Below are 16,949 nucleotides of genomic sequence, written 5' to 3'. Positions count from 1 at the left end.
GCGATTCTGTGACCCGCAGGGAAGGGAGCATCCGAATGGAGTTGAGCCTGCTCGGTTGGGCGCTGGCGCTGCTCGCCGCGGTGATGGTGGGGCTGTCGAAAGGCGGTATCCCGATGGCGGCCTCGATCTCGGTCCCGGTCCTGACGATCGTGATGGACCCGGTCGCGGCGGCGGGCCTGTTGCTGCCGGTCTATATTGTTGCCGACATGTTCGGTCTCTGGGCCTATCGCAAGCATTTCGACAAGCGGGTGCTCGCGATCATGATCCCCGCCACGACGATCGGGATCGGCATTGGCTGGGCCACCGCCGAGGTTGTGCCCGAACGCTGGGTGACGCTCATGGTCGGAGTGATCGGCGCGGTCTTCGCGCTGAACGCGCTGTTCCGGCATCGGCATGGCGCGCGGCAGGAGGCGAAAGTCGCGCCGGGCCTCTTCTGGGGCACCATCGCGGGCTTCACCAGCTTCGTCAGCCATTCGGGCGCGCCGCCCTTTCAGGCTTACACGATCCCGCTGAATCTGCCCAAACAGGTCTTTGCGGGCACGGCGACGGTTCTCTTTACCTATGTGAACCTTGCGAAGCTCGGCCCCTATATCGCGCTGGGCGAGGTGAACTGGGACAGCCTCGGCACCGCGTTGATCCTGGCGATCCCCGCCTCGGCCTCGGTGTTCCTTGGTGTCTGGCTGGTGAAGCGCATGCCCACGGAGATCTTCTTCAAGGTGGTGATCTGGGCACTTCTGCTGATCTCGCTGAAGCTGATCCAGCAAGCGATCACCGGGTGAGGGCGGCGCCTAGAGCGCCGCGTCCTTTTCCTTGAGCGTCCCGTCGAGCTCCTCGAACGCCTCGCCCGAGGCGATCAGGCAACTCACGCCATCCGCCGGTGTGACGATGATCGTCCAATTGCCCGCCTCGGCTGCGAAAATCTCCAGCACGGAGTTGTTCGCGGAGAGCGCCACCATGCGGCGGCTCTCGTGATATTTCGCTTCGAGATTGGCCACGATCTCGTCTCGCTTGCCGCAGGCGCGCGACGGATCAGACGGGTCCCGCGTCTCTCCGTAAGAAGCCTGTGCGAAGCCGATCGCTGCGGCCAGGCCGAGCGTTAGCACATAAGTTTTGTTCAGCATTTTGATCCCTCTGAGGTCATCATCAAAGAGTGACCGGTCAGCTGTCAAGAAAGCTTTACGTCGCGGCTCCGTATCGCTGGACGCTGTGATTTTTCTGCGTTGCGGCAAATCGGGGCTTGCCGATTCTGTCTCATTCGTGCGATTTGGCGAAAGAAAATTGCGAGATGGAGAATCAAATGGCCCGCCCGACCCGTTCCGTGCTCTACATTCCCGGCTCGAAAGAGCGTGCGCTGGAGAAGGCCACCGGGCTTGCCTGTGACGCGATCATCTTCGATCTCGAAGACGCCGTGGCGATCGACGAGAAGGCCAATGCGCGCGCGCTACTCGCAAAGACGCTGACCGAGGTCGATTACGGTCCGCGCATGAAGATCGTGCGGATCAACGGGCTCGACACCGAATGGGGGCGCGAGGATGTGCTGGCCTTCGCCGACGCGATCCGCAACGGCGCCAAGGTCGATGCGATCCTGATCCCTAAGGTTTCCACCCCCGCCGATCTCGTCGAGGTGGCGGACCTGATTCAGGGCGTGCCGCTCTGGGCGATGATGGAGACCGCGCTGGGGATGCTCAACGCGGGCGATATCGCGGCATATCCGCGGCTCGAAGGCATGGTGATGGGCACCAACGATCTCGCGAAGGAGTTGGGCAGCCGTTTCCGCGCCGACCGTCTGCCGATGCTTCCGGGGCTGGGCCTGTGCCTGCTGGCCGCGAAAGCGCATGGCAAGATCATCGTCGACGGCGTCTATAATGCGTTCAAGGATGACGAGGGGCTCAAAGCCGAATGCGAGCAGGGCCGCGACATGGGCTTCGACGGCAAGACCCTGATCCACCCGGCGCAACTCGAGGTCTGCAATGCGGCCTTTGCGCCCTCGGAGGTCGAGATCGATCTCGCCCGACGTCAGATCGCTGCCTTCGAGGAAGCCGAGAAAGCGGGGCAGGGTGTCGCGGTCGTGGATGGAAAGATCGTCGAAAATCTGCATATCGTCACGGCGCGGCAAGTCCTCGCCAAGGCGGAGGCGATTGCCGCGCTTGGCAGCTAAGAGGCAATCGCAATGGCACTACTCATCCTCGGCGTCCTGATCTGGTCGCTCGCACATCTGGCAAAACGGATCTTTCCGGGCTTCCGGCGCGCGCTCAAAGGGGCCGAGCGTCCGATGGTCGCGGCCCTCGTCCTGATCAGCCTCGTTCTGATGTTCGTCGGCTGGCGCGCCGCCGATCCGTTCTTCTACCTCTGGACGCCGAACGCGGCGCTCAAGGGGATCAACAACCTGCTGATGATTTTCGCGGTCTATCTGTTCGCGGTCTCGGGCATGAAGCTCTGGCTCAGCGGCAAGATCCGTCATCCGCAGCTGACCGGCGTGAAGACCTGGGCCTTCGCGCACCTGCTGGTCAATCCGACCCTGCCGGGGATCATCCTGTTCGGCGGTCTGCTGGCGTGGGCGGTGGTCGAGGTCATCCTGATCAACAAGAAGTCGAAGCCCGCCAAGGTCACGCCCGAGGTAAAGATGGGCAAGGAGATCGGCGGGATCGTCGGCACGTTGGTCCTCTACGGGCTGATCGCCTCGATCCACATCTGGTTCGGCCACAACCCGTTCGGAGCCTGATATGCAGATCTACCGCCTTCTGACCGAGGAAGACACCTCGGCCTTCTGTCACAAGGTCAGCCTCGCGCTGTCCAAGGGCTGGGTGCTGTATGGCGATCCGCAATATGCCTACGATCAGGCGAATGGAGTGATGCGCTGTGCCCAGGCTGTCATCAAAGAGATCGAGGGTGAGTATCACCCCGACATGAAGCTGGGAGAGCAATGATGGGCAAGACCAATCCGGGCCGTTTCTTCGAGGATTACAAGCTGGGCGACGTGATCCGTCACGCCGTCCCGCGCACCGTGGCGGAAGGGGAGCGCGCGCTGTATCACGCGCTCTACCCGGCGCGCCATGCGCTCTATTCCTCGGACGAATTCGCGGCGGCTTGCGGATTGGAAGGCTCGCCCCTCGACGATCTGATCGCCTTTCACGTGGTGTTCGGCAAGACCGTGCCGGATGTCTCGCTGAACGCGGTCGCCAATCTTGGCTATGCGGAAGGGCGCTGGCTGAAGCCGGTCTATCCCGGCGACACGCTGCGCTCGGAATCCGAGGTGATCGGGGTCAAGCAGAACTCCAACGGCAAGTCGGGGGTGGTCTATGTCCGCACCCGCGGGCTGAACCAGGTGGGCGAGACCGTGCTGGAATATGTCCGCTGGGTGATGGTGCGCAATGGCGATCTGGATGCGCCTGCGCCTGAGACCGTGCTGCCCGATCTGGCATCGGTCGTGGCGCCTGCGGATCTGGTGATCCCGGAGGGGCTGAGCTTCAACGATTATGATTTCGATCTGGCGGGCGAGCCGCATCGCTGGGGCGATTACGAGATCGGCGAAAAGATCGACCATGTGGACGGCGTCACCATCGAGGAAGCCGAGCACATGATCGCCACCCGTCTGTGGCAGAACACCGCCAAGGTGCATTTCGACGCGACATTCCGCGAGGACGGCCAGCGTCTGATCTATGGCGGTCATGTGATCTCGATGGCCCGCGCGCTGTCCTTCAACGGGCTGGCGAACGCGCAGATGATCGTGGCGCTCAATGGCGGGGCGCATGCCAATCCCTGCTTCTCGGGCGATACGGTGAAGGCATGGTCGGAAGTGCTCGACAAGGCCGAGACCTGCGCGCCCGGTGTGGGCGCGATCCGTCTGCGTCTGGTCGCCGTGAAGCAGGGCGCGCCCGAGTTCGCCTATAAGGGAGAAGACGGCAAATACCTGCCCGAGGTCCTGCTCGATCTCGACTACTGGGCGTTGATGCCGATCTGAACCCGGCTCGAGAGACTCACTCGCGGGGGCAGGGCGCCCGCGAGCGTTAACATGTGATCACGCACAGAATTTATGTGATCACAAAGCGAATTTTTCGCCGCTCTTTATGCGTAAATGACAGGTTTTCAAGCTTGCCCCCCGTGACTTGGGAGAAATTTACGCTACTAAAAGAGCCAATTCCGGCCAGCTCCGCGCCAGCGCGTGCCTCCGATTGAGGCCGACGAGAGCGCCGAGCCCAGCGAAAAGGGACCGATCATGGCTGAAGCGAAACAGGTTGAGCGTCCGCTTTCCCCGCACCTTCAAATTTACCGCCCGCAGATGACGTCTTTCTCGTCGATCATGACGCGGATCACCGGCAACGGCATCATCGTCGGTGTGCTGCTGCTCGTCTGGTGGCTTCTCGCCGCCGCGACCAGCCCCGACTACTTCAACTTCGTGAACGCGATCGCGACCTCGTGGTTCGGCGATCTCGTCTTCACCCTGTCGCTGCTGGGCGTTTGGTATCACTACCTCGCCGGCATCCGGCACCTCATCTTCGATGCGGGCAAGTACATGGACATCAAATCCGCCGAGATGCTCGGCTGGATCTGCACCATCGGTTCGGTCGTACTGACCGTGCTGACCCTCATCATCATCCAATTCTGACGGAGGCCCTCATGCGTTACCTCACCGACCGCAAGCGCGCCGTGGGCAAGGGCGCCTCGGGCACCGGCCCCGAGCATCACTGGTGGATGTCGGCCTCGGCCGTTGCTCTCGCCTTCATGATCCCGACCTGGCTCTATATCGTCGGCACCACGCTCGGCGCCGATCAGCAGACCGTGATCACGACCTTCTCGAAGCCCTTCCCGGCCATCCTGACCGCGCTGGTCGTGATCGTCGGCATGCGCCACTTCGCGAAGGGCACCGAGATCTGGATCGAGGACTACATCCACGGCACCGCCGCAAAGGCGACCAAGATCGCGATGCATTCGCTGGCTTACGTGATCATGGCGACCGCACTCTATGCACTCGGCAAGATGGTCTTCATCGGCCTTCTGCTGGGCAACTGAACGGGACGAGATAATGGCTGCTTACGAATACGAAACGCATAATTACGACGTGGTCGTGGTCGGCGCCGGTGGCTCGGGTCTGCGCGCCACGCTCGGCATGGCCGAACAGGGCCTGCGCACCGCCTGCGTGACCAAGGTCTTCCCGACCCGCTCGCACACGGTGGCCGCACAGGGCGGCATCGCCGCGTCCTTGGGCAACATGGGCCCGGACAGCTGGCAGTGGCACATGTACGACACGATCAAGGGCTCGGACTGGCTCGGCGATAATGACGCGATGGAATACCTCGCGCGGCACGCCCCCAAGGCTGTCTACGAGCTGGAACATTACGGCGTGCCGTTCTCGCGCACCGAAGAGGGCAAGATCTACCAGCGTCCCTTCGGCGGCCACACCACCGAATACGGTGAAGGCCCGCCCGTGCAGCGTACCTGTGCCGCCGCGGACCGCACCGGTCACGCGATCCTGCACACGCTCTACGGTCAGTCGCTGAAGAACAACGCCGAGTTCTACATCGAGTATTTCGCGATCGACCTGATCATGTCCGATGACGGGCAGTGTCAGGGCGTCGTCTGCTGGAAGCTCGACGACGGCACGATGCACGTCTTCAACGCGAAGATGGTGGTGCTGGCGACCGGCGGTTACGGCCGCGCCTATTTCTCGGCCACCTCGGCCCATACCTGCACCGGCGACGGTGGCGGCATGGTCGCGCGGGCCGGTCTCGCACTGCAGGACATGGAATTCGTGCAGTTCCACCCGACCGGTATCTACGGTTCGGGCTGCCTGATCACCGAAGGCGCACGCGGCGAGGGTGGTTACCTGACCAACTCCGAAGGCGAGCGCTTCATGGAGCGTTACGCCCCGACCTATAAGGATCTGGCGTCGCGCGACGTGGTGTCTCGCTGCATGACGATGGAGATCCGCGAAGGCCGCGGCGTGGGCGAGCACAAGGACCACATCTTCCTCAACCTCAGCCACCTTCCGCCGGAAGCTCTGGCCGAGCGTCTGCCGGGCATTTCGGAATCGGCGAAGATCTTCGCCGGCGTCGACGTCACGAAAGAGCCGATCCCGGTTCTGCCGACCGTTCACTACAACATGGGCGGCATTCCGACGAACTACCACGGCGAGGTCATCAACCCGAAAGAGGGCGATCCCGATGCGATCGTGCCCGGCCTGATGGCCGTGGGCGAGGCGGGTTCGGCGTCTGTGCACGGTGCGAACCGTCTGGGCTCCAACTCGCTGATCGACCTTGTGGTCTTCGGCCGCGCCGCCGCGATCCGCGCCGGTGAGGTCGTCGATCCGAACAGCTCCAACCCGGATATCCCGAAAGCCAAGATCGACGCGATCTTCGAGCGCTTCGACAAGGTGCGCTACGCCGATGGCGGCACGCCGACGGCTCAACTGCGCGACGAGATGCAGCGCACGATGCAGGCGGATGCGGCGGTGTTCCGCACCGACAAGACGCTGGCAGAGGGTGTCGAGAAGATGAAGGCGGTCGCCGCAAAGCTCGACGATCTCAAGGTCACCGACCGGTCGTTGGTCTGGAACTCGGACCTGATGGAAACGCTCGAGCTCGAGAACCTGATGCCGAACGCGCTGGCGACCATCGTCGGCGCCGAGGCGCGCAAGGAAAGCCGCGGGGCGCACGCCCACGAGGACTATCCCGATCGCGACGACACCGAATGGCGCAAGCACTCGATCATGCATGTCGAAGGCGCGAATGTCGATCTGACCTTCCGCCCGGTCCACATGGACCCGCTGACCCCCGAGGATCAGGGCGGGATCGAGATCAAGAAGATCGCGCCGAAGAAGCGGGTCTACTGATGCGTCACGCACCGGCATATGGGCTTCTCGCGGCAGGGCTTGGCCTTGCCGCCTGCGGCCCTATTCCGGTCGAGCAGGCCGAGCGCCAGTGCTACGCCCAGTTCGCGCCCAAACCGCCCATCTCGGGCGAGGCGGGCATGGGGGTGACCAATGACGGCTTCCGCTCGAACCTGAAGGTCGAGCTCAATGTCGGGGCCTATGTGCAGGGCGATCCCTCTGCGGCCTACGACTCCTGCGTTTACAGAAAATCCGGCCGAATGCCCACGCGGCCGCTCTATTCGTACTGACGGAAAGGGGACCAACCATGGTTCAGTTCACGCTTCCGAAGAATTCCAAGATCCGCGTCGGCAAGACCTGGCCGAAGCCGGATGGCAAGAATATCCGCAAGTTCCAGATCTATCGCTGGGACCCGGATACCGGGGAGAACCCGCGTCTCGACACTTATTTCATCGACATGGATAAGTGCGGTCCGATGGTTCTCGACGCGCTCTTGAAGATCAAGAACGAGATCGACCCGACGCTGACCTTCCGCCGCTCCTGCCGCGAAGGTATCTGTGGCTCCTGCGCGATGAACATCGACGGGATCAATACGCTGGCCTGTATCTACGGCCTCGACGAGATCAAGGGCGACGTGAAGATCTACCCGCTGCCGCACATGCCGGTGGTGAAAGACCTGATCCCCGACCTGACCATGTTCTACGCCCAGCACGCGTCGATCATGCCGTGGCTCGAGACCAAGACGAACCGTCCCGAGAAGGAATGGCGTCAGTCGATCGAAGACCGCAAGAAGCTCGACGGTCTGTATGAATGCGTCATGTGCGCATCCTGCTCGACCTCCTGCCCGAGCTACTGGTGGAACGGCGACAAATACCTCGGCCCGGCAGCGCTGCTGCACGCCTATCGCTGGATCATCGACTCGCGCGACGAAGCGACGGCTGAGCGTCTCGATCAGCTCGAAGACCCCTTCAAGCTCTATCGTTGCCACACGATCATGAACTGCACCAAGACCTGCCCGAAAGGTCTGAACCCCGCGAAAGCGATCGCCGAGATCAAGCGGATGCAGGTCAACCGGGTCGTCTGATCCGATGTACATATTGGGGTGAGCTTATGGTTCACCCCAACGTTTTGTGGAAAGGGCGGCGCGAGCCGCCCTTTTTGCTGCGTTGCGGCAAATGCATATCGCACATGCAGCATTTTGGGTTTGAATCCGCGCGAAAACCCCTAAATCGGGTGTCAGGGAGGAACTCGAAACGTGACTGGAGAGAGTTCCATGGTCGACATCGTCAAATTCCCCAAAGGGGCGCAACCGATCCAGGTGGCCGAAGAGCATCTGGCCTACTACACCCCTGAGAAGTCCACGCCCGTATTCATCCCGACTGCGAAGACCGAAAATACCGACGGTCTCGAAGCGGTCGAGCTGATGTACGAGTATTACACCGCGGCTTGAGCGGTGACCTCCCGAATAGTTCTGTCGTGACTACCCCGGCTTCGGTCGGGGTTTTTCTTTGCGCCTTTCGCTCTTGGCCGGGGCAGGGCAGAGTGGCCGCAACAAGGAGGGAGCCCCATGCATCCGACGCCCGAGCACGCCGCGCCCGAAGACGCCCAAGCCTGCCGCGATATCGCGCCGGTGATCTGTTACCCGACCGATGCGCTGCCTGCGCCGGACCTGTCCGCCTATCGCGCCGCGCGTGAGGGCTGGGAGAAGGTCGCCGATCTGCGCGTGCCCCCGCGCGAGGCGCTAGCCTTCGACGTGCCCGCCGGGCATTTCTTCCGCATCGCTTCGGTCGAGGGGCCGCAGGTGGGCGATCTGAACCTGTTCTCGGCGGACCTGTCCGAGCGGTTCTATTCCGGCAAGACCCGCGCGCTGCATGGCACGCATCTGAGCCGCGGCGACCGGATGTGGTCGGGCTTTCCGGCGATGCGCCCGCTGGCGACGATCACCGAGGATACGCTCGACTGGTATGGCATCGACGCATTCGGCGGCTCGCTCCATGACGTGATCGGCACGCGCTGCGATCCCTACACGCATTGCCTGCTGTCCGATGGCGGGCAGTATCACCATTGCTGCCATTCAAACCTGACCCGCGCACTGGCCGAAGCCCGCGAGCTGCCGCTGCGCGAGGCGGAGGCGCTGGTGCATGACGTGCTCAACGTCTTCATGTGCACCGGCTTCACCCGCGACACCGGGCAGTATTTCATGAAGGCGAGCCCGGTGCGCCCCGGCGATTACCTCGAATTCTTCGCGGAGTCCGATCTGCTGGGCGTGCTCTCGGCCTGTCCGGGCGGGGATTGCTCGTCCGAGCACAGCTCGGATACGGCCGCCTGCTACCCGCTGGGCGTCGAAATCTACCGTCCGAAATCAGCGCCCGAGGGCTGGGCGCCGCCTGCGCCCAACGCCTACGACCGCAGCCACGGGCTTTAACGGTTCGAGGTCAGCGAGACGAAGACTTCCTCCAGCCCCGGCTGTTCGCTCGCGATGTCGCGAATCTCGACATCGGCTGCGCGCAGCGCATCGAGGATATCCTCCGCCGAGGTGTCGGTGCGCGAATAGGAAAACGCCATCTGGCCGCCCGGGCGGGTCTCCATGGTGACGCCTTCGGGTAGGCGAATCTCTTGGCTGACCTCATTGCGCGGCTCGACCACCAGCGCCTTGCGGTCCATCCGCTTGAGCAGGTTTGGCGTGGTGTCGCGCACGATCAGCTCTCCATTGTTGATGATCGCGATCTCGTCGCACATCTCCTCGGCTTCCTCGAGGTAGTGGGTCGTGAGGATGATCGTCATGCCCTGCTCGTTGAGCTTGCGGACATTGCGCCACAGCATCGCGCGCAGCTCGATATCGACGCCTGCGGTGGGCTCGTCCAGTACTAGGATCTGCGGCCGATGCACCAGCGCCTTGGCCAGCAGAAGCCGCCGCTTCATCCCGCCTGAAAGGTTGCGCGCATAGGCCTCGGCCTTGTCCGACAGCCCCACCAGTTCGAGAATCTCATCGGTCCAGCGCTCGGATTTCGGGACGCCGTAGAGGCCTGCCTGCATCTCCAGCGCCGCGCGCGGCGTGAAGAACGGATCCATGTTCAGCTCCTGCGGCATCACCCCGATCGCGGCGCGCGACTGGCGCGGGTTCACATCCTGATCGAATCCCCATATCATGACGCGCCCGTCGGTTTTCTTCACCAGACCCGCAAGAATATTGATCAGCGTCGACTTGCCCGCCCCGTTTGGCCCAAGCAGCCCGAAGATCGAGCCTTCGGGGATCGACAGGTCGAGCCCCTTCAGCGCTTCCTTCGGTTCCTGCTTCTTGCCGCCTGCATAGGTCTTGCGCAGCCCGGTAACTTCGATTGCCTGCTGTTCCAACTTGCCCCGCCTTTCGCGATTGCTAGAATGAAGCCCAAATTCAGGGCGCGGTTTTCGTGCCTTATATAGACGGAGCATCCATGACTGCCACCCATTCGCCTAATGCCCCCGAGGCACCCGAGACCGAGGTCGTCACCACCTGGAAGGTCGCCTGCGATGGCGGCGAGGGGGCGTTGGGTCATCCGCGCGTCTGGCTGTCGATCCCGCGTGACACCGGTTTCGTCGAATGCGGCTATTGCGACAAGAAATATGTGATCGACCGCGATCACGCGCATGACGATCACTGAACCACTTTTGCCAGCAGAGCGTGCGGCGCGGGTGAAAGCCAGCGCGGCGCGGCTCGACTTCGAGGATCCGTCGCTGTTTCGCGACGCCTTCGCGCGGCTCTTCGCGGTCCATCCCGAGCTTGATCAGGTGCTGCCCAACAGCGAAGGCGGGCAGCAGCTGAAATATGCCGCGATGATGGAGGTGATCCTCTCCACGCTCGATCCACCCGAGGAGCAGGAGCTGGAACTGCCCGGCCTCGGCCAGATGCATGTGCTGTTCGGCGCCGAGCCGGACTATTACACGTGGCTGTCAGAGGCGGTGATCGCAGGCCTCGCGGCCAAGCTGGGCGATCACTGGACGCCCGAACTGGCCGCCGACTGGGCCGAGTTGTTCAGCTTAGTCTCGGCGCAGATGATGGCCGGGGCCGCGGCGCTGGAAGATCAGCTCTAGGCACCGGTCTGCCTTCCGCGCCTCACTTATCCTTCTTCGCCGCCGCCTTCATCCGTTCGAGCAGCGCAGCCTTCGGGTCTTTCTTCCCGTACGGCGTCTTGTCACTGCCATAGGCGTTGTGCTCGGCATGTTTGGGCGTGTTCTTCGGCGGCCTTGCGCCACCCATTTTGGAATAATCCATCGGTTCGATCCTTTGCGGTTGCCGCTTGAGATGGGGGATTTCAGGGGTTCTGGCAAGAGGGCGCTTCGCTATGAGGGACGCGCCCGAGCCTCGGGTGGGCGCTTTGATCCCTTGGAGCTCCGCTTCCAGCATCCCCGATCCTCTTCCCCTCCGCACCCCCCTGTGGCACAACCGGGGCCAACGCGCGAAGGAGGGCTCTCGCAATGGCATTCGGCAAAGGCTGTCACCTGCATCTTATCGACGGTTCGGCCTTCATTTTCCGCGCCTATCACGCGCTGCCGCCGCTGACGCGCAAGTCCGACGGGCTGCCGATCGGGGCGGTCGCGGGCTTTTGCAACATGCTGTGGAAGTACATCGAAGACGCCAACGGCTCGGACGCGCCGACCCATGCGGCGGTGATCTTCGACAAGGGCAGCCACACCTTCCGCAACGACCTCTACGATCAATACAAGGCCAATCGCGACGAGATGCCCGAGGAGCTGCGCCCGCAGATCCCGCTGACCCGTGACGCGACCAAGGCCTTCAACATCGCCTGCGAGGAACTGGCCGGCTACGAGGCCGACGACATTATCGCGACGCTGGCGCGGCAGGGCCGCGAGGCGGGCGGCCGCGTGACGATCATCTCCTCGGACAAGGACCTGATGCAGCTCGTCGGCGGCGGGGTCGAGATGTTCGATGCGATGAAGAACCGCGCCATCGGCGTCGAGGAGGTCGAGGCCAAGTTCGGCGTCGGCCCCGAGCGCGTGATCGACGTGCAGGCGCTGGCGGGCGACTCGGTCGACAACATCCCCGGCGCGCCCGGGATCGGCGTGAAGACGGCGGCGCTGCTGATCAACGAATATGGCGATCTGGACACGCTGCTGGAGCGCGCCTCCGAGATCAAGCAACCCAAGCGCCGCGAGACGCTGATCGAGAAGGCCGACCAGATTCGCCTCTCGAAGCAGCTGGTGACGCTCGACGATCAGACACCCATCGAGTTCACGCTCGACGATCTGGAAATCCGCGAGCCGGACGTGGACACGCTGATGGGCTTCCTCAACGAGATGGAATTCCGCACGCTGACGCGCCGTGTGGCGGAGAAATTCGGTGCCGAGCCGCCGGCCGCGCCCGAGGTCTCTGACGTGCCCGCCAGCCATGACAACGCTACGCCCGAGGTCGAGCAGCCGCCCTTCGATCCTGACAGCTATGTCTGCATCCGCGACGCCGAGACGCTGACGCAATGGCTCGATGAGGCCCGCGCGAAAGGCTGGGTTGCGGTCGATACCGAGACCACCTCGCTCAACGAGATGCAGGCCGAACTGGTGGGCGTATCGCTTGCCATCGAGGCGGGGAAAGCGGCGTATCTGCCGCTCGGGCATAGCAAAGGCGAAGGCGATCTGTTCGGCGGAGCCGAGCGCGCCGAGGGGCAGATGGACCTCAACGAGGCGCTCGCGCTGCTCAAGCCGGTGCTCGAGGATCCGGCGATCCTCAAGATCGGCCAGAACATGAAGTACGACTTTAAGATCTTCGCCCGTCACGGCATCCGCGTCGCGCCCATCGACGACACGATGCTGATGTCCTACGCGATGTTCTCGGGGCTGCACGGCCACGGGATGGATGCGCTTTCGGATCGCTACCTCAACCACCAGCCGATCCCGATCAAGGAGCTGATCGGCTCCGGCAAGAGCCAGATCACCTTCGACAAGGTCGAGATCGACAAGGCCACCCGCTACGCCGCTGAAGATGCCGATATCACGCTCCGCCTCTGGCAGCAGTTCAAGCCGCGTCTGCATCGCGAACAGGTCACCACCGTCTACGAGACGCTGGAGCGCCCGATGGTCCCGGTGCTGGCCGATATGGAAATGGCTGGCGTGAAGGTCGACGCCTCGGTGCTGTCCCGCATGTCCAACGCTTTCGCGCAGAAGATGGCGCAGCTCGAGGACGAGATCGCCGAGATCGCGGGCCAGCCCTTCAATGTCGGCTCGCCGAAACAGCTGGGCGAGATCCTGTTCGACACGATGGGCGTCGAGGGCGGCAAGAAGGGCAAGACCGGAGCCTATGGCACCGGGGCGGACGTGCTCGAAGACGTGACGACGATGGAAGACACCAACCCGCAGGCTGCGAAGCTGGCGGCGCGGGTGCTCGATTGGCGGCAGATCTCGAAGCTGAAATCGACCTATACGGATGCGCTGCAAACGCATGTGAACCCGGAGACGGGCCGCGTTCACACCTCCTATTCGATCGCGGGCGCGAATACCGGGCGTCTGGCTTCGACCGATCCGAACCTGCAGAACATCCCCGTGCGCTCCGAGGAAGGCCGCCGTATCCGCGAGGCGTTTGTCGCGCGCGACGGCTGCAAGATCGTCTCGCTCGACTATTCCCAGATCGAACTGCGCATCCTCGCCCATGTCGCGGACCTTCCCGAGATGCGCGAAGCCTTCAAGGACGGCCTGGACATTCACGCGGCCACCGCGTCGGAGATGTTCGACGTGCCGCTCGACCAGATGACGCCCGAAATCCGCCGTCAGGCGAAGGCGATCAATTTCGGGGTGATCTACGGGATTTCCGGCTTCGGTCTCGCGCGCAACCTGCGCATCCCACGCTCTGAGGCGCAGGGCTTCATCGACCGCTATTTCGAGCGCTTCCCCGGCATCCGCAAATACATGGACGACACCGTGGCCTTCGCGAAAGAGCACAAATTCGTCCAGACCCTGTTCGGGCGCAAGATCCACACGCCGGATATCGGCGCGAAGGGACCGTCGGCGGGCTTTGCCAAGCGCGCCGCGATCAACGCGCCGATCCAGGGGGCCGCGGCCGATATCATCCGCCGCGCGATGGTGCGGATGCCCGAGGCGATCGAGGGCATTCCCGCGCGGATGCTGCTACAGGTGCATGACGAATTGATCTTCGAGGTCGAGGATGCGGCCGTCGACGACCTGATCAAGACCGCCCGGGCCACGATGGAAGGCGCGGCGGAGCCTGTGATGAAACTCACGGTGCCGCTGGTCGTCGATGCGGGGCAGGGCGATAGCTGGGCCGCAGCTCACTGAGCTGCGGGCTGACGCACCAGCAGATTGGTCACGCGCCGTGCAAACGGCGCGACGATCAGCACCGATGGGTAGGAGAGCATCCAGCTGGACACCCAGCTTGCCACCCACAGCGCCGTGAAGTCTTCCACCATCCCCGTCGCGCGGTAGGTCGCGATGCCCGAGACCAGAAACGACATGATCCCCGACAGGATCAGGCTGAAAATGAAATGCGCGTAGCGGGCGGGGATCATCAGGTCTCCTCCTTGGGCCGGAAAGTCAGTCGCTCGCATTTTGGTGATTGGACGTGAGGAGGCAACGCACAAACCTGTGTGTTCATCCGCGCAGAGACACCGTCCCGCATTGACCCTGCCGTCCGGCAATGTTGAGACTGCGCATGCCTCCGGCGGGGATATTTGCGCCAAGCCGAATTGCACGCTTGGTCTTCGGCTTGGTCCAAATATCCCCCGCGGAGCGTCCCAACCGCGCCTCAGGCGCCGAGAACCGAGAAGAGCGCCCATGCCCCACGATCATCACCACCACCACAATCTGGACGATGCCAGTGACAACCGTGTGCTCTGGGCGGTGGTCGTCAATGTCGTGCTTACCTTTGCGCAGGTCTTCGGCGGGGCGATCGCGGGCTCGATGGCGCTGATCGCGGACGGGGTGCACAACTTCTCGGACGCGGCGGCGCTGGTGCTGGCCTTCGGGGCGCGCAAACTGGCCAAGCGCGGGGCGGATGCGGCGATGAGCTTCGGCTGGTCGCGCGCCGAGGTCATCGCGGCTTTCGTCAATTACATCGCGCTGATCCTGATTTCGGTCTGGCTGGTCGTCGAGGCCGTGGGGCGCATGATCCACCCGCCGCAGGTCGATGGCTGGATCGTGGTCTGGCTGGCGACGCTGGCGTTGATCATCGATCTGGCGACGGCCGCGCTGACCTATGCGCTTTCCAAGCACAGCCTGAACATCCGTGCGGCCTTCCTGCACAACCTCGCCGATGCCGGGGCCTCGGTCGCGGTGATCGTCGGCGGTATCGTGATCCTGCTTTACGATTGGCGGCTGGTCGATCCGATCCTGACCATCGGCATCTCGGTCTTCATCCTGTGGCATGTCGCGACCGATCTGAAACCGGTGCTGCGCATCCTGATGTTGGGCGCGCCGCCCGAGAAGGATTGCACGGAAGTGCAGGGCGCGCTGGGCGAGGTCGAGGGCGTTTCGAGCGTCCACCACGTCCACCTGTGGCAGATCGACGAGAAGCGTGTCTCCGTCGAGGCGCATCTGGTGCTGGACGAGGGACGGGATTACGCCACGGTCATCGCGCGGGCCAAGGATATGCTGGCGCATCAGTTCGGCATCCACCACGCGACGCTGGAGCCGGAAAGCGCGAGCCTTGGTTGCGCCGATCACGCGGACCATGACGACCACGAAGATCATGGGCACGCAGATCACGGGCACTCAGATCATGCCCACGCGGGCCATCCGGCGCATTAAGTTAGCGCGGAAGCCAGCCCAGCGTTTCGCGCGTCTCCGCCTGCGGGGTGTATTCCGCTGACGCGTAGCCGTCATAGCCATCGGCATCGAGCGTCGCGAAGACACCTTCCAGATCGATCTTGCCCGAACCGGGGCCGCCGCGCCCCGGGGCGTCGGCAAATTGCACATGGGCCGCACGGTGACCATGTTTCGCCCAAGCTCCCGCCACATCGCCGGTCAACATCTGCGCGTGATAGGCATCGAATTGCAGATGCAGGTTCGGGGCGGCGACCGCATCGAGGATATCCGCCGCGAGATCGAAACCGTTCAGGAAATAGCCCGGCATGTCGATCGGGTTGATCGGTTCGATCGTCAGGCGCCGTTTCGGTGCGCGCGCCGCCGCCCATTTCAGGTTCTCGATATAGGTCGCACGGGCCTCCGCCCCCTCGGCCTTGCCCGCCATGATGTGGATGACGCGCGGCTTCAGGATGTCGGCGAAGCGCATCGCGCGGTCGAAATCGCGGCGGAAGCGGTCTTCCAGCCCCGGCACGGCGGCAAAGCCTCGATCGCCGCCCGTATAGTTCGGCGGTGGCACGTTCATCAGCACGAAGCTCAGGTCGTGGCGGATCAACTCGTGGCGCATCTCCTGCGCGGAGGCGTCGTAGGGAAACAGCACCTCGACCGCATCGAAGCCGGCCTGTTTCGCCGCTTTGAACCGCTCCATGAAGGGAAGTTCAGTGAAGAGGAAGGTCAGGTTCGCGGCGAATTTCGGCACGTTACAGTTCCGCCGCGCGCAGGATCGGGAAAAAGCTGCCCGCGGAGATAACGCCCGTCCACGCCTCGCCCTCATGCTCGCGGGTCACGGCCAGATCGACGAGCCGGTAGAAGCTCTTGCGATCGATCAAAGCCTCCAGCCCGCGGCGCACATGCAGGTAAGGGCGGGGCTCGCCATCCTCGCTATGTTCCACCCGGATCGCGTGCTCCGCATCGGCCAGAACCACGTCGCCCACATTGGTCGTGAATCGAATCGACTGATCGTCGCCTTCGCCCTCGGTTGTGAAATCGACGGCGATGAAAGGCGCGTCCTCGACCCGGATACCGACCTTCTCGACCGGGGTGACGAGGTAGTATTTCCCGTCCTCCAGTTTCAGAATCGATGAAAACAGTCGCACCAGCGCCTCGCGCCCGATCGGAGTGCCGAGATAGAACCAAGTCCCGTCGCGGCGGATCTCCATATCGAGATCGCCACAGAAGGGCGGATCCCACAAATGCACGGGCGGGGGGCCCTTTTTGCTGGCTTTCTTGGCCGCATCGGCTAGCCCGTCTGCCGTCGGGGAATGGGTCGAAACTGTCTGTTTGTGATCCGTCATGTAAATTTGGCCGTTGGTCGGAGCGT

The 16,949-nt window shown here is 63.3% G+C and carries 22 protein-coding genes; 16 read left to right on the top strand and 6 right to left on the bottom strand.

Annotated elements, in window-relative coordinates:
- The first annotated feature begins 35 nt into the window (after positions 1 to 35).
- Positions 36 to 779, top strand: coding sequence for a sulfite exporter TauE/SafE family protein (locus tag BMI87_RS03315; RefSeq protein WP_078519718.1), 744 nt, complete (start codon positions 36 to 38; stop codon positions 777 to 779).
- 9 nt (positions 780 to 788) lie between these two features.
- Here BMI87_RS03315 and BMI87_RS03310 read toward each other — a convergent pair whose 3' ends face one another.
- Complete coding sequence (locus BMI87_RS03310) at positions 789 to 1,121, bottom strand: hypothetical protein (RefSeq protein ID WP_216644087.1); 333 nt, start codon at positions 1,119 to 1,121, stop codon at positions 789 to 791.
- 176 nt (positions 1,122 to 1,297) lie between these two features.
- Between BMI87_RS03310 and BMI87_RS03305 the strand changes: the two genes are divergently transcribed.
- The 11 genes from BMI87_RS03305 to BMI87_RS03260 all read left to right on the top strand — a co-directional run bounded on the left by BMI87_RS03305 (position 1,298) and on the right by BMI87_RS03260 (position 9,251).
- Entirely contained in the window at positions 1,298 to 2,158 is an 861-nt protein-coding gene (locus tag BMI87_RS03305) for a CoA ester lyase (protein WP_078520028.1), read from the top strand.
- Positions 2,159 to 2,170: 12 nt separating this feature from the next.
- Positions 2,171 to 2,722 (top strand): NnrU family protein, encoded by a 552-nt coding sequence (locus tag BMI87_RS03300; RefSeq protein ID WP_078519717.1) that lies wholly within the window; start codon positions 2,171 to 2,173, stop codon positions 2,720 to 2,722.
- A 1-nt stretch (position 2,723) separates the two neighbouring features.
- Complete coding sequence (locus tag BMI87_RS03295) at positions 2,724 to 2,927, top strand: DUF1737 domain-containing protein (protein WP_078519716.1); 204 nt, start codon at positions 2,724 to 2,726, stop codon at positions 2,925 to 2,927.
- Positions 2,927 to 3,961 carry a MaoC family dehydratase gene (locus BMI87_RS03290; protein ID WP_078519715.1) on the top strand — a complete coding sequence of 345 codons (1,035 nt, stop codon included), beginning with the start codon at positions 2,927 to 2,929 and terminating at the stop codon, positions 3,959 to 3,961. The genes BMI87_RS03295 and BMI87_RS03290 overlap by 1 nt, the downstream gene beginning before the upstream one ends.
- Before the next feature lie 255 nt (positions 3,962 to 4,216).
- Positions 4,217 to 4,606, top strand: coding sequence for a succinate dehydrogenase, cytochrome b556 subunit (gene sdhC / locus BMI87_RS03285; RefSeq protein ID WP_075776227.1), 390 nt, complete (start codon positions 4,217 to 4,219; stop codon positions 4,604 to 4,606).
- An 11-nt stretch (positions 4,607 to 4,617) separates the two neighbouring features.
- Entirely contained in the window at positions 4,618 to 5,010 is a 393-nt protein-coding gene (locus BMI87_RS03280; RefSeq protein WP_075776184.1) for a succinate dehydrogenase, hydrophobic membrane anchor protein, read from the top strand.
- 13 nt (positions 5,011 to 5,023) lie between these two features.
- Positions 5,024 to 6,829: a succinate dehydrogenase flavoprotein subunit gene (gene sdhA / locus BMI87_RS03275; protein ID WP_078519714.1), complete on the top strand. Its 1,806-nt coding sequence runs from the start codon at positions 5,024 to 5,026 to the stop codon at positions 6,827 to 6,829.
- On the top strand, positions 6,829 to 7,116 hold the full coding sequence (locus BMI87_RS03270; RefSeq protein WP_078519713.1) for a hypothetical protein: 288 nt from the start codon (positions 6,829 to 6,831) through the stop codon (positions 7,114 to 7,116). Before sdhA ends, BMI87_RS03270 begins: the two co-directional genes overlap by 1 nt.
- A gap of 17 nt (positions 7,117 to 7,133) precedes the next feature.
- Complete coding sequence (locus BMI87_RS03265) at positions 7,134 to 7,910, top strand: succinate dehydrogenase iron-sulfur subunit (RefSeq protein ID WP_075776181.1); 777 nt, start codon at positions 7,134 to 7,136, stop codon at positions 7,908 to 7,910.
- Between the two features lie 189 nt (positions 7,911 to 8,099).
- Complete coding sequence (locus tag BMI87_RS22455) at positions 8,100 to 8,276, top strand: hypothetical protein (RefSeq protein ID WP_158522076.1); 177 nt, start codon at positions 8,100 to 8,102, stop codon at positions 8,274 to 8,276.
- Positions 8,277 to 8,393: 117 nt separating this feature from the next.
- Positions 8,394 to 9,251: a DUF1989 domain-containing protein gene (locus BMI87_RS03260; RefSeq protein ID WP_078519712.1), complete on the top strand. Its 858-nt coding sequence runs from the start codon at positions 8,394 to 8,396 to the stop codon at positions 9,249 to 9,251.
- Here the strand turns inward: BMI87_RS03260 and BMI87_RS03255 are convergent.
- Positions 9,248 to 10,180 (bottom strand): ABC transporter ATP-binding protein, encoded by a 933-nt coding sequence (locus BMI87_RS03255; protein ID WP_246832634.1) that lies wholly within the window; start codon positions 10,178 to 10,180, stop codon positions 9,248 to 9,250. The two genes, BMI87_RS03260 and BMI87_RS03255, sit on opposite strands and share 4 nt — an antisense overlap.
- 80 nt (positions 10,181 to 10,260) lie before the next feature.
- Between BMI87_RS03255 and BMI87_RS03250 the strand changes: the two genes are divergently transcribed.
- Both BMI87_RS03250 and BMI87_RS03245 read left to right on the top strand, forming a co-directional pair.
- Complete coding sequence (locus BMI87_RS03250; RefSeq protein WP_078519710.1) at positions 10,261 to 10,467, top strand: zinc-finger domain-containing protein; 207 nt, start codon at positions 10,261 to 10,263, stop codon at positions 10,465 to 10,467.
- Positions 10,454 to 10,897, top strand: a complete 444-nt coding sequence (locus BMI87_RS03245) for a globin domain-containing protein (protein WP_078519709.1) — start codon at positions 10,454 to 10,456, stop codon at positions 10,895 to 10,897. The genes BMI87_RS03250 and BMI87_RS03245 overlap by 14 nt, the downstream gene beginning before the upstream one ends.
- A gap of 22 nt (positions 10,898 to 10,919) precedes the next feature.
- Here the strand turns inward: BMI87_RS03245 and BMI87_RS21950 are convergent, their stop codons facing one another.
- A complete protein-coding gene (locus BMI87_RS21950) occupies positions 10,920 to 11,210 on the bottom strand; it encodes a hypothetical protein (protein ID WP_146681489.1) in 291 nt (96 codons plus the stop codon).
- Between the two features lie 71 nt (positions 11,211 to 11,281).
- Between BMI87_RS21950 and polA the strand changes: the two genes are divergently transcribed.
- On the top strand, positions 11,282 to 14,107 hold the full coding sequence (polA, locus tag BMI87_RS03240) for a DNA polymerase I (protein ID WP_078519708.1): 2,826 nt from the start codon (positions 11,282 to 11,284) through the stop codon (positions 14,105 to 14,107).
- Here polA and BMI87_RS03235 read toward each other — a convergent pair.
- Positions 14,101 to 14,337: a DUF2798 domain-containing protein gene (locus BMI87_RS03235; RefSeq protein WP_078519707.1), complete on the bottom strand. Its 237-nt coding sequence runs from the start codon at positions 14,335 to 14,337 to the stop codon at positions 14,101 to 14,103. The genes polA and BMI87_RS03235 overlap by 7 nt on opposite strands.
- Before the next feature lie 265 nt (positions 14,338 to 14,602).
- Between BMI87_RS03235 and BMI87_RS03230 the strand changes: the two genes are divergently transcribed.
- Positions 14,603 to 15,574 carry a cation diffusion facilitator family transporter gene (locus BMI87_RS03230; RefSeq protein ID WP_078519706.1) on the top strand — a complete coding sequence of 324 codons (972 nt, stop codon included), beginning with the start codon at positions 14,603 to 14,605 and terminating at the stop codon, positions 15,572 to 15,574.
- Position 15,575: 1 nt separating this feature from the next.
- Here the strand turns inward: BMI87_RS03230 and BMI87_RS03225 are convergent, their stop codons facing one another.
- Complete coding sequence (locus tag BMI87_RS03225; protein WP_078519705.1) at positions 15,576 to 16,328, bottom strand: hydroxypyruvate isomerase family protein; 753 nt, start codon at positions 16,326 to 16,328, stop codon at positions 15,576 to 15,578.
- 1 nt (position 16,329) lies between these two features.
- Complete coding sequence (locus tag BMI87_RS03220; protein WP_078520027.1) at positions 16,330 to 16,923, bottom strand: DUF1285 domain-containing protein; 594 nt, start codon at positions 16,921 to 16,923, stop codon at positions 16,330 to 16,332.
- Between the last annotated feature and the right edge of the window lie 26 nt (positions 16,924 to 16,949).

Source organism: Thioclava sp. F28-4 (assembly GCF_002020045.1).
Lineage (GTDB): Bacteria > Pseudomonadota > Alphaproteobacteria > Rhodobacterales > Rhodobacteraceae > Thioclava > Thioclava sediminum.
This window is presented reverse-complemented; position numbering and strand designations above follow the sequence as displayed.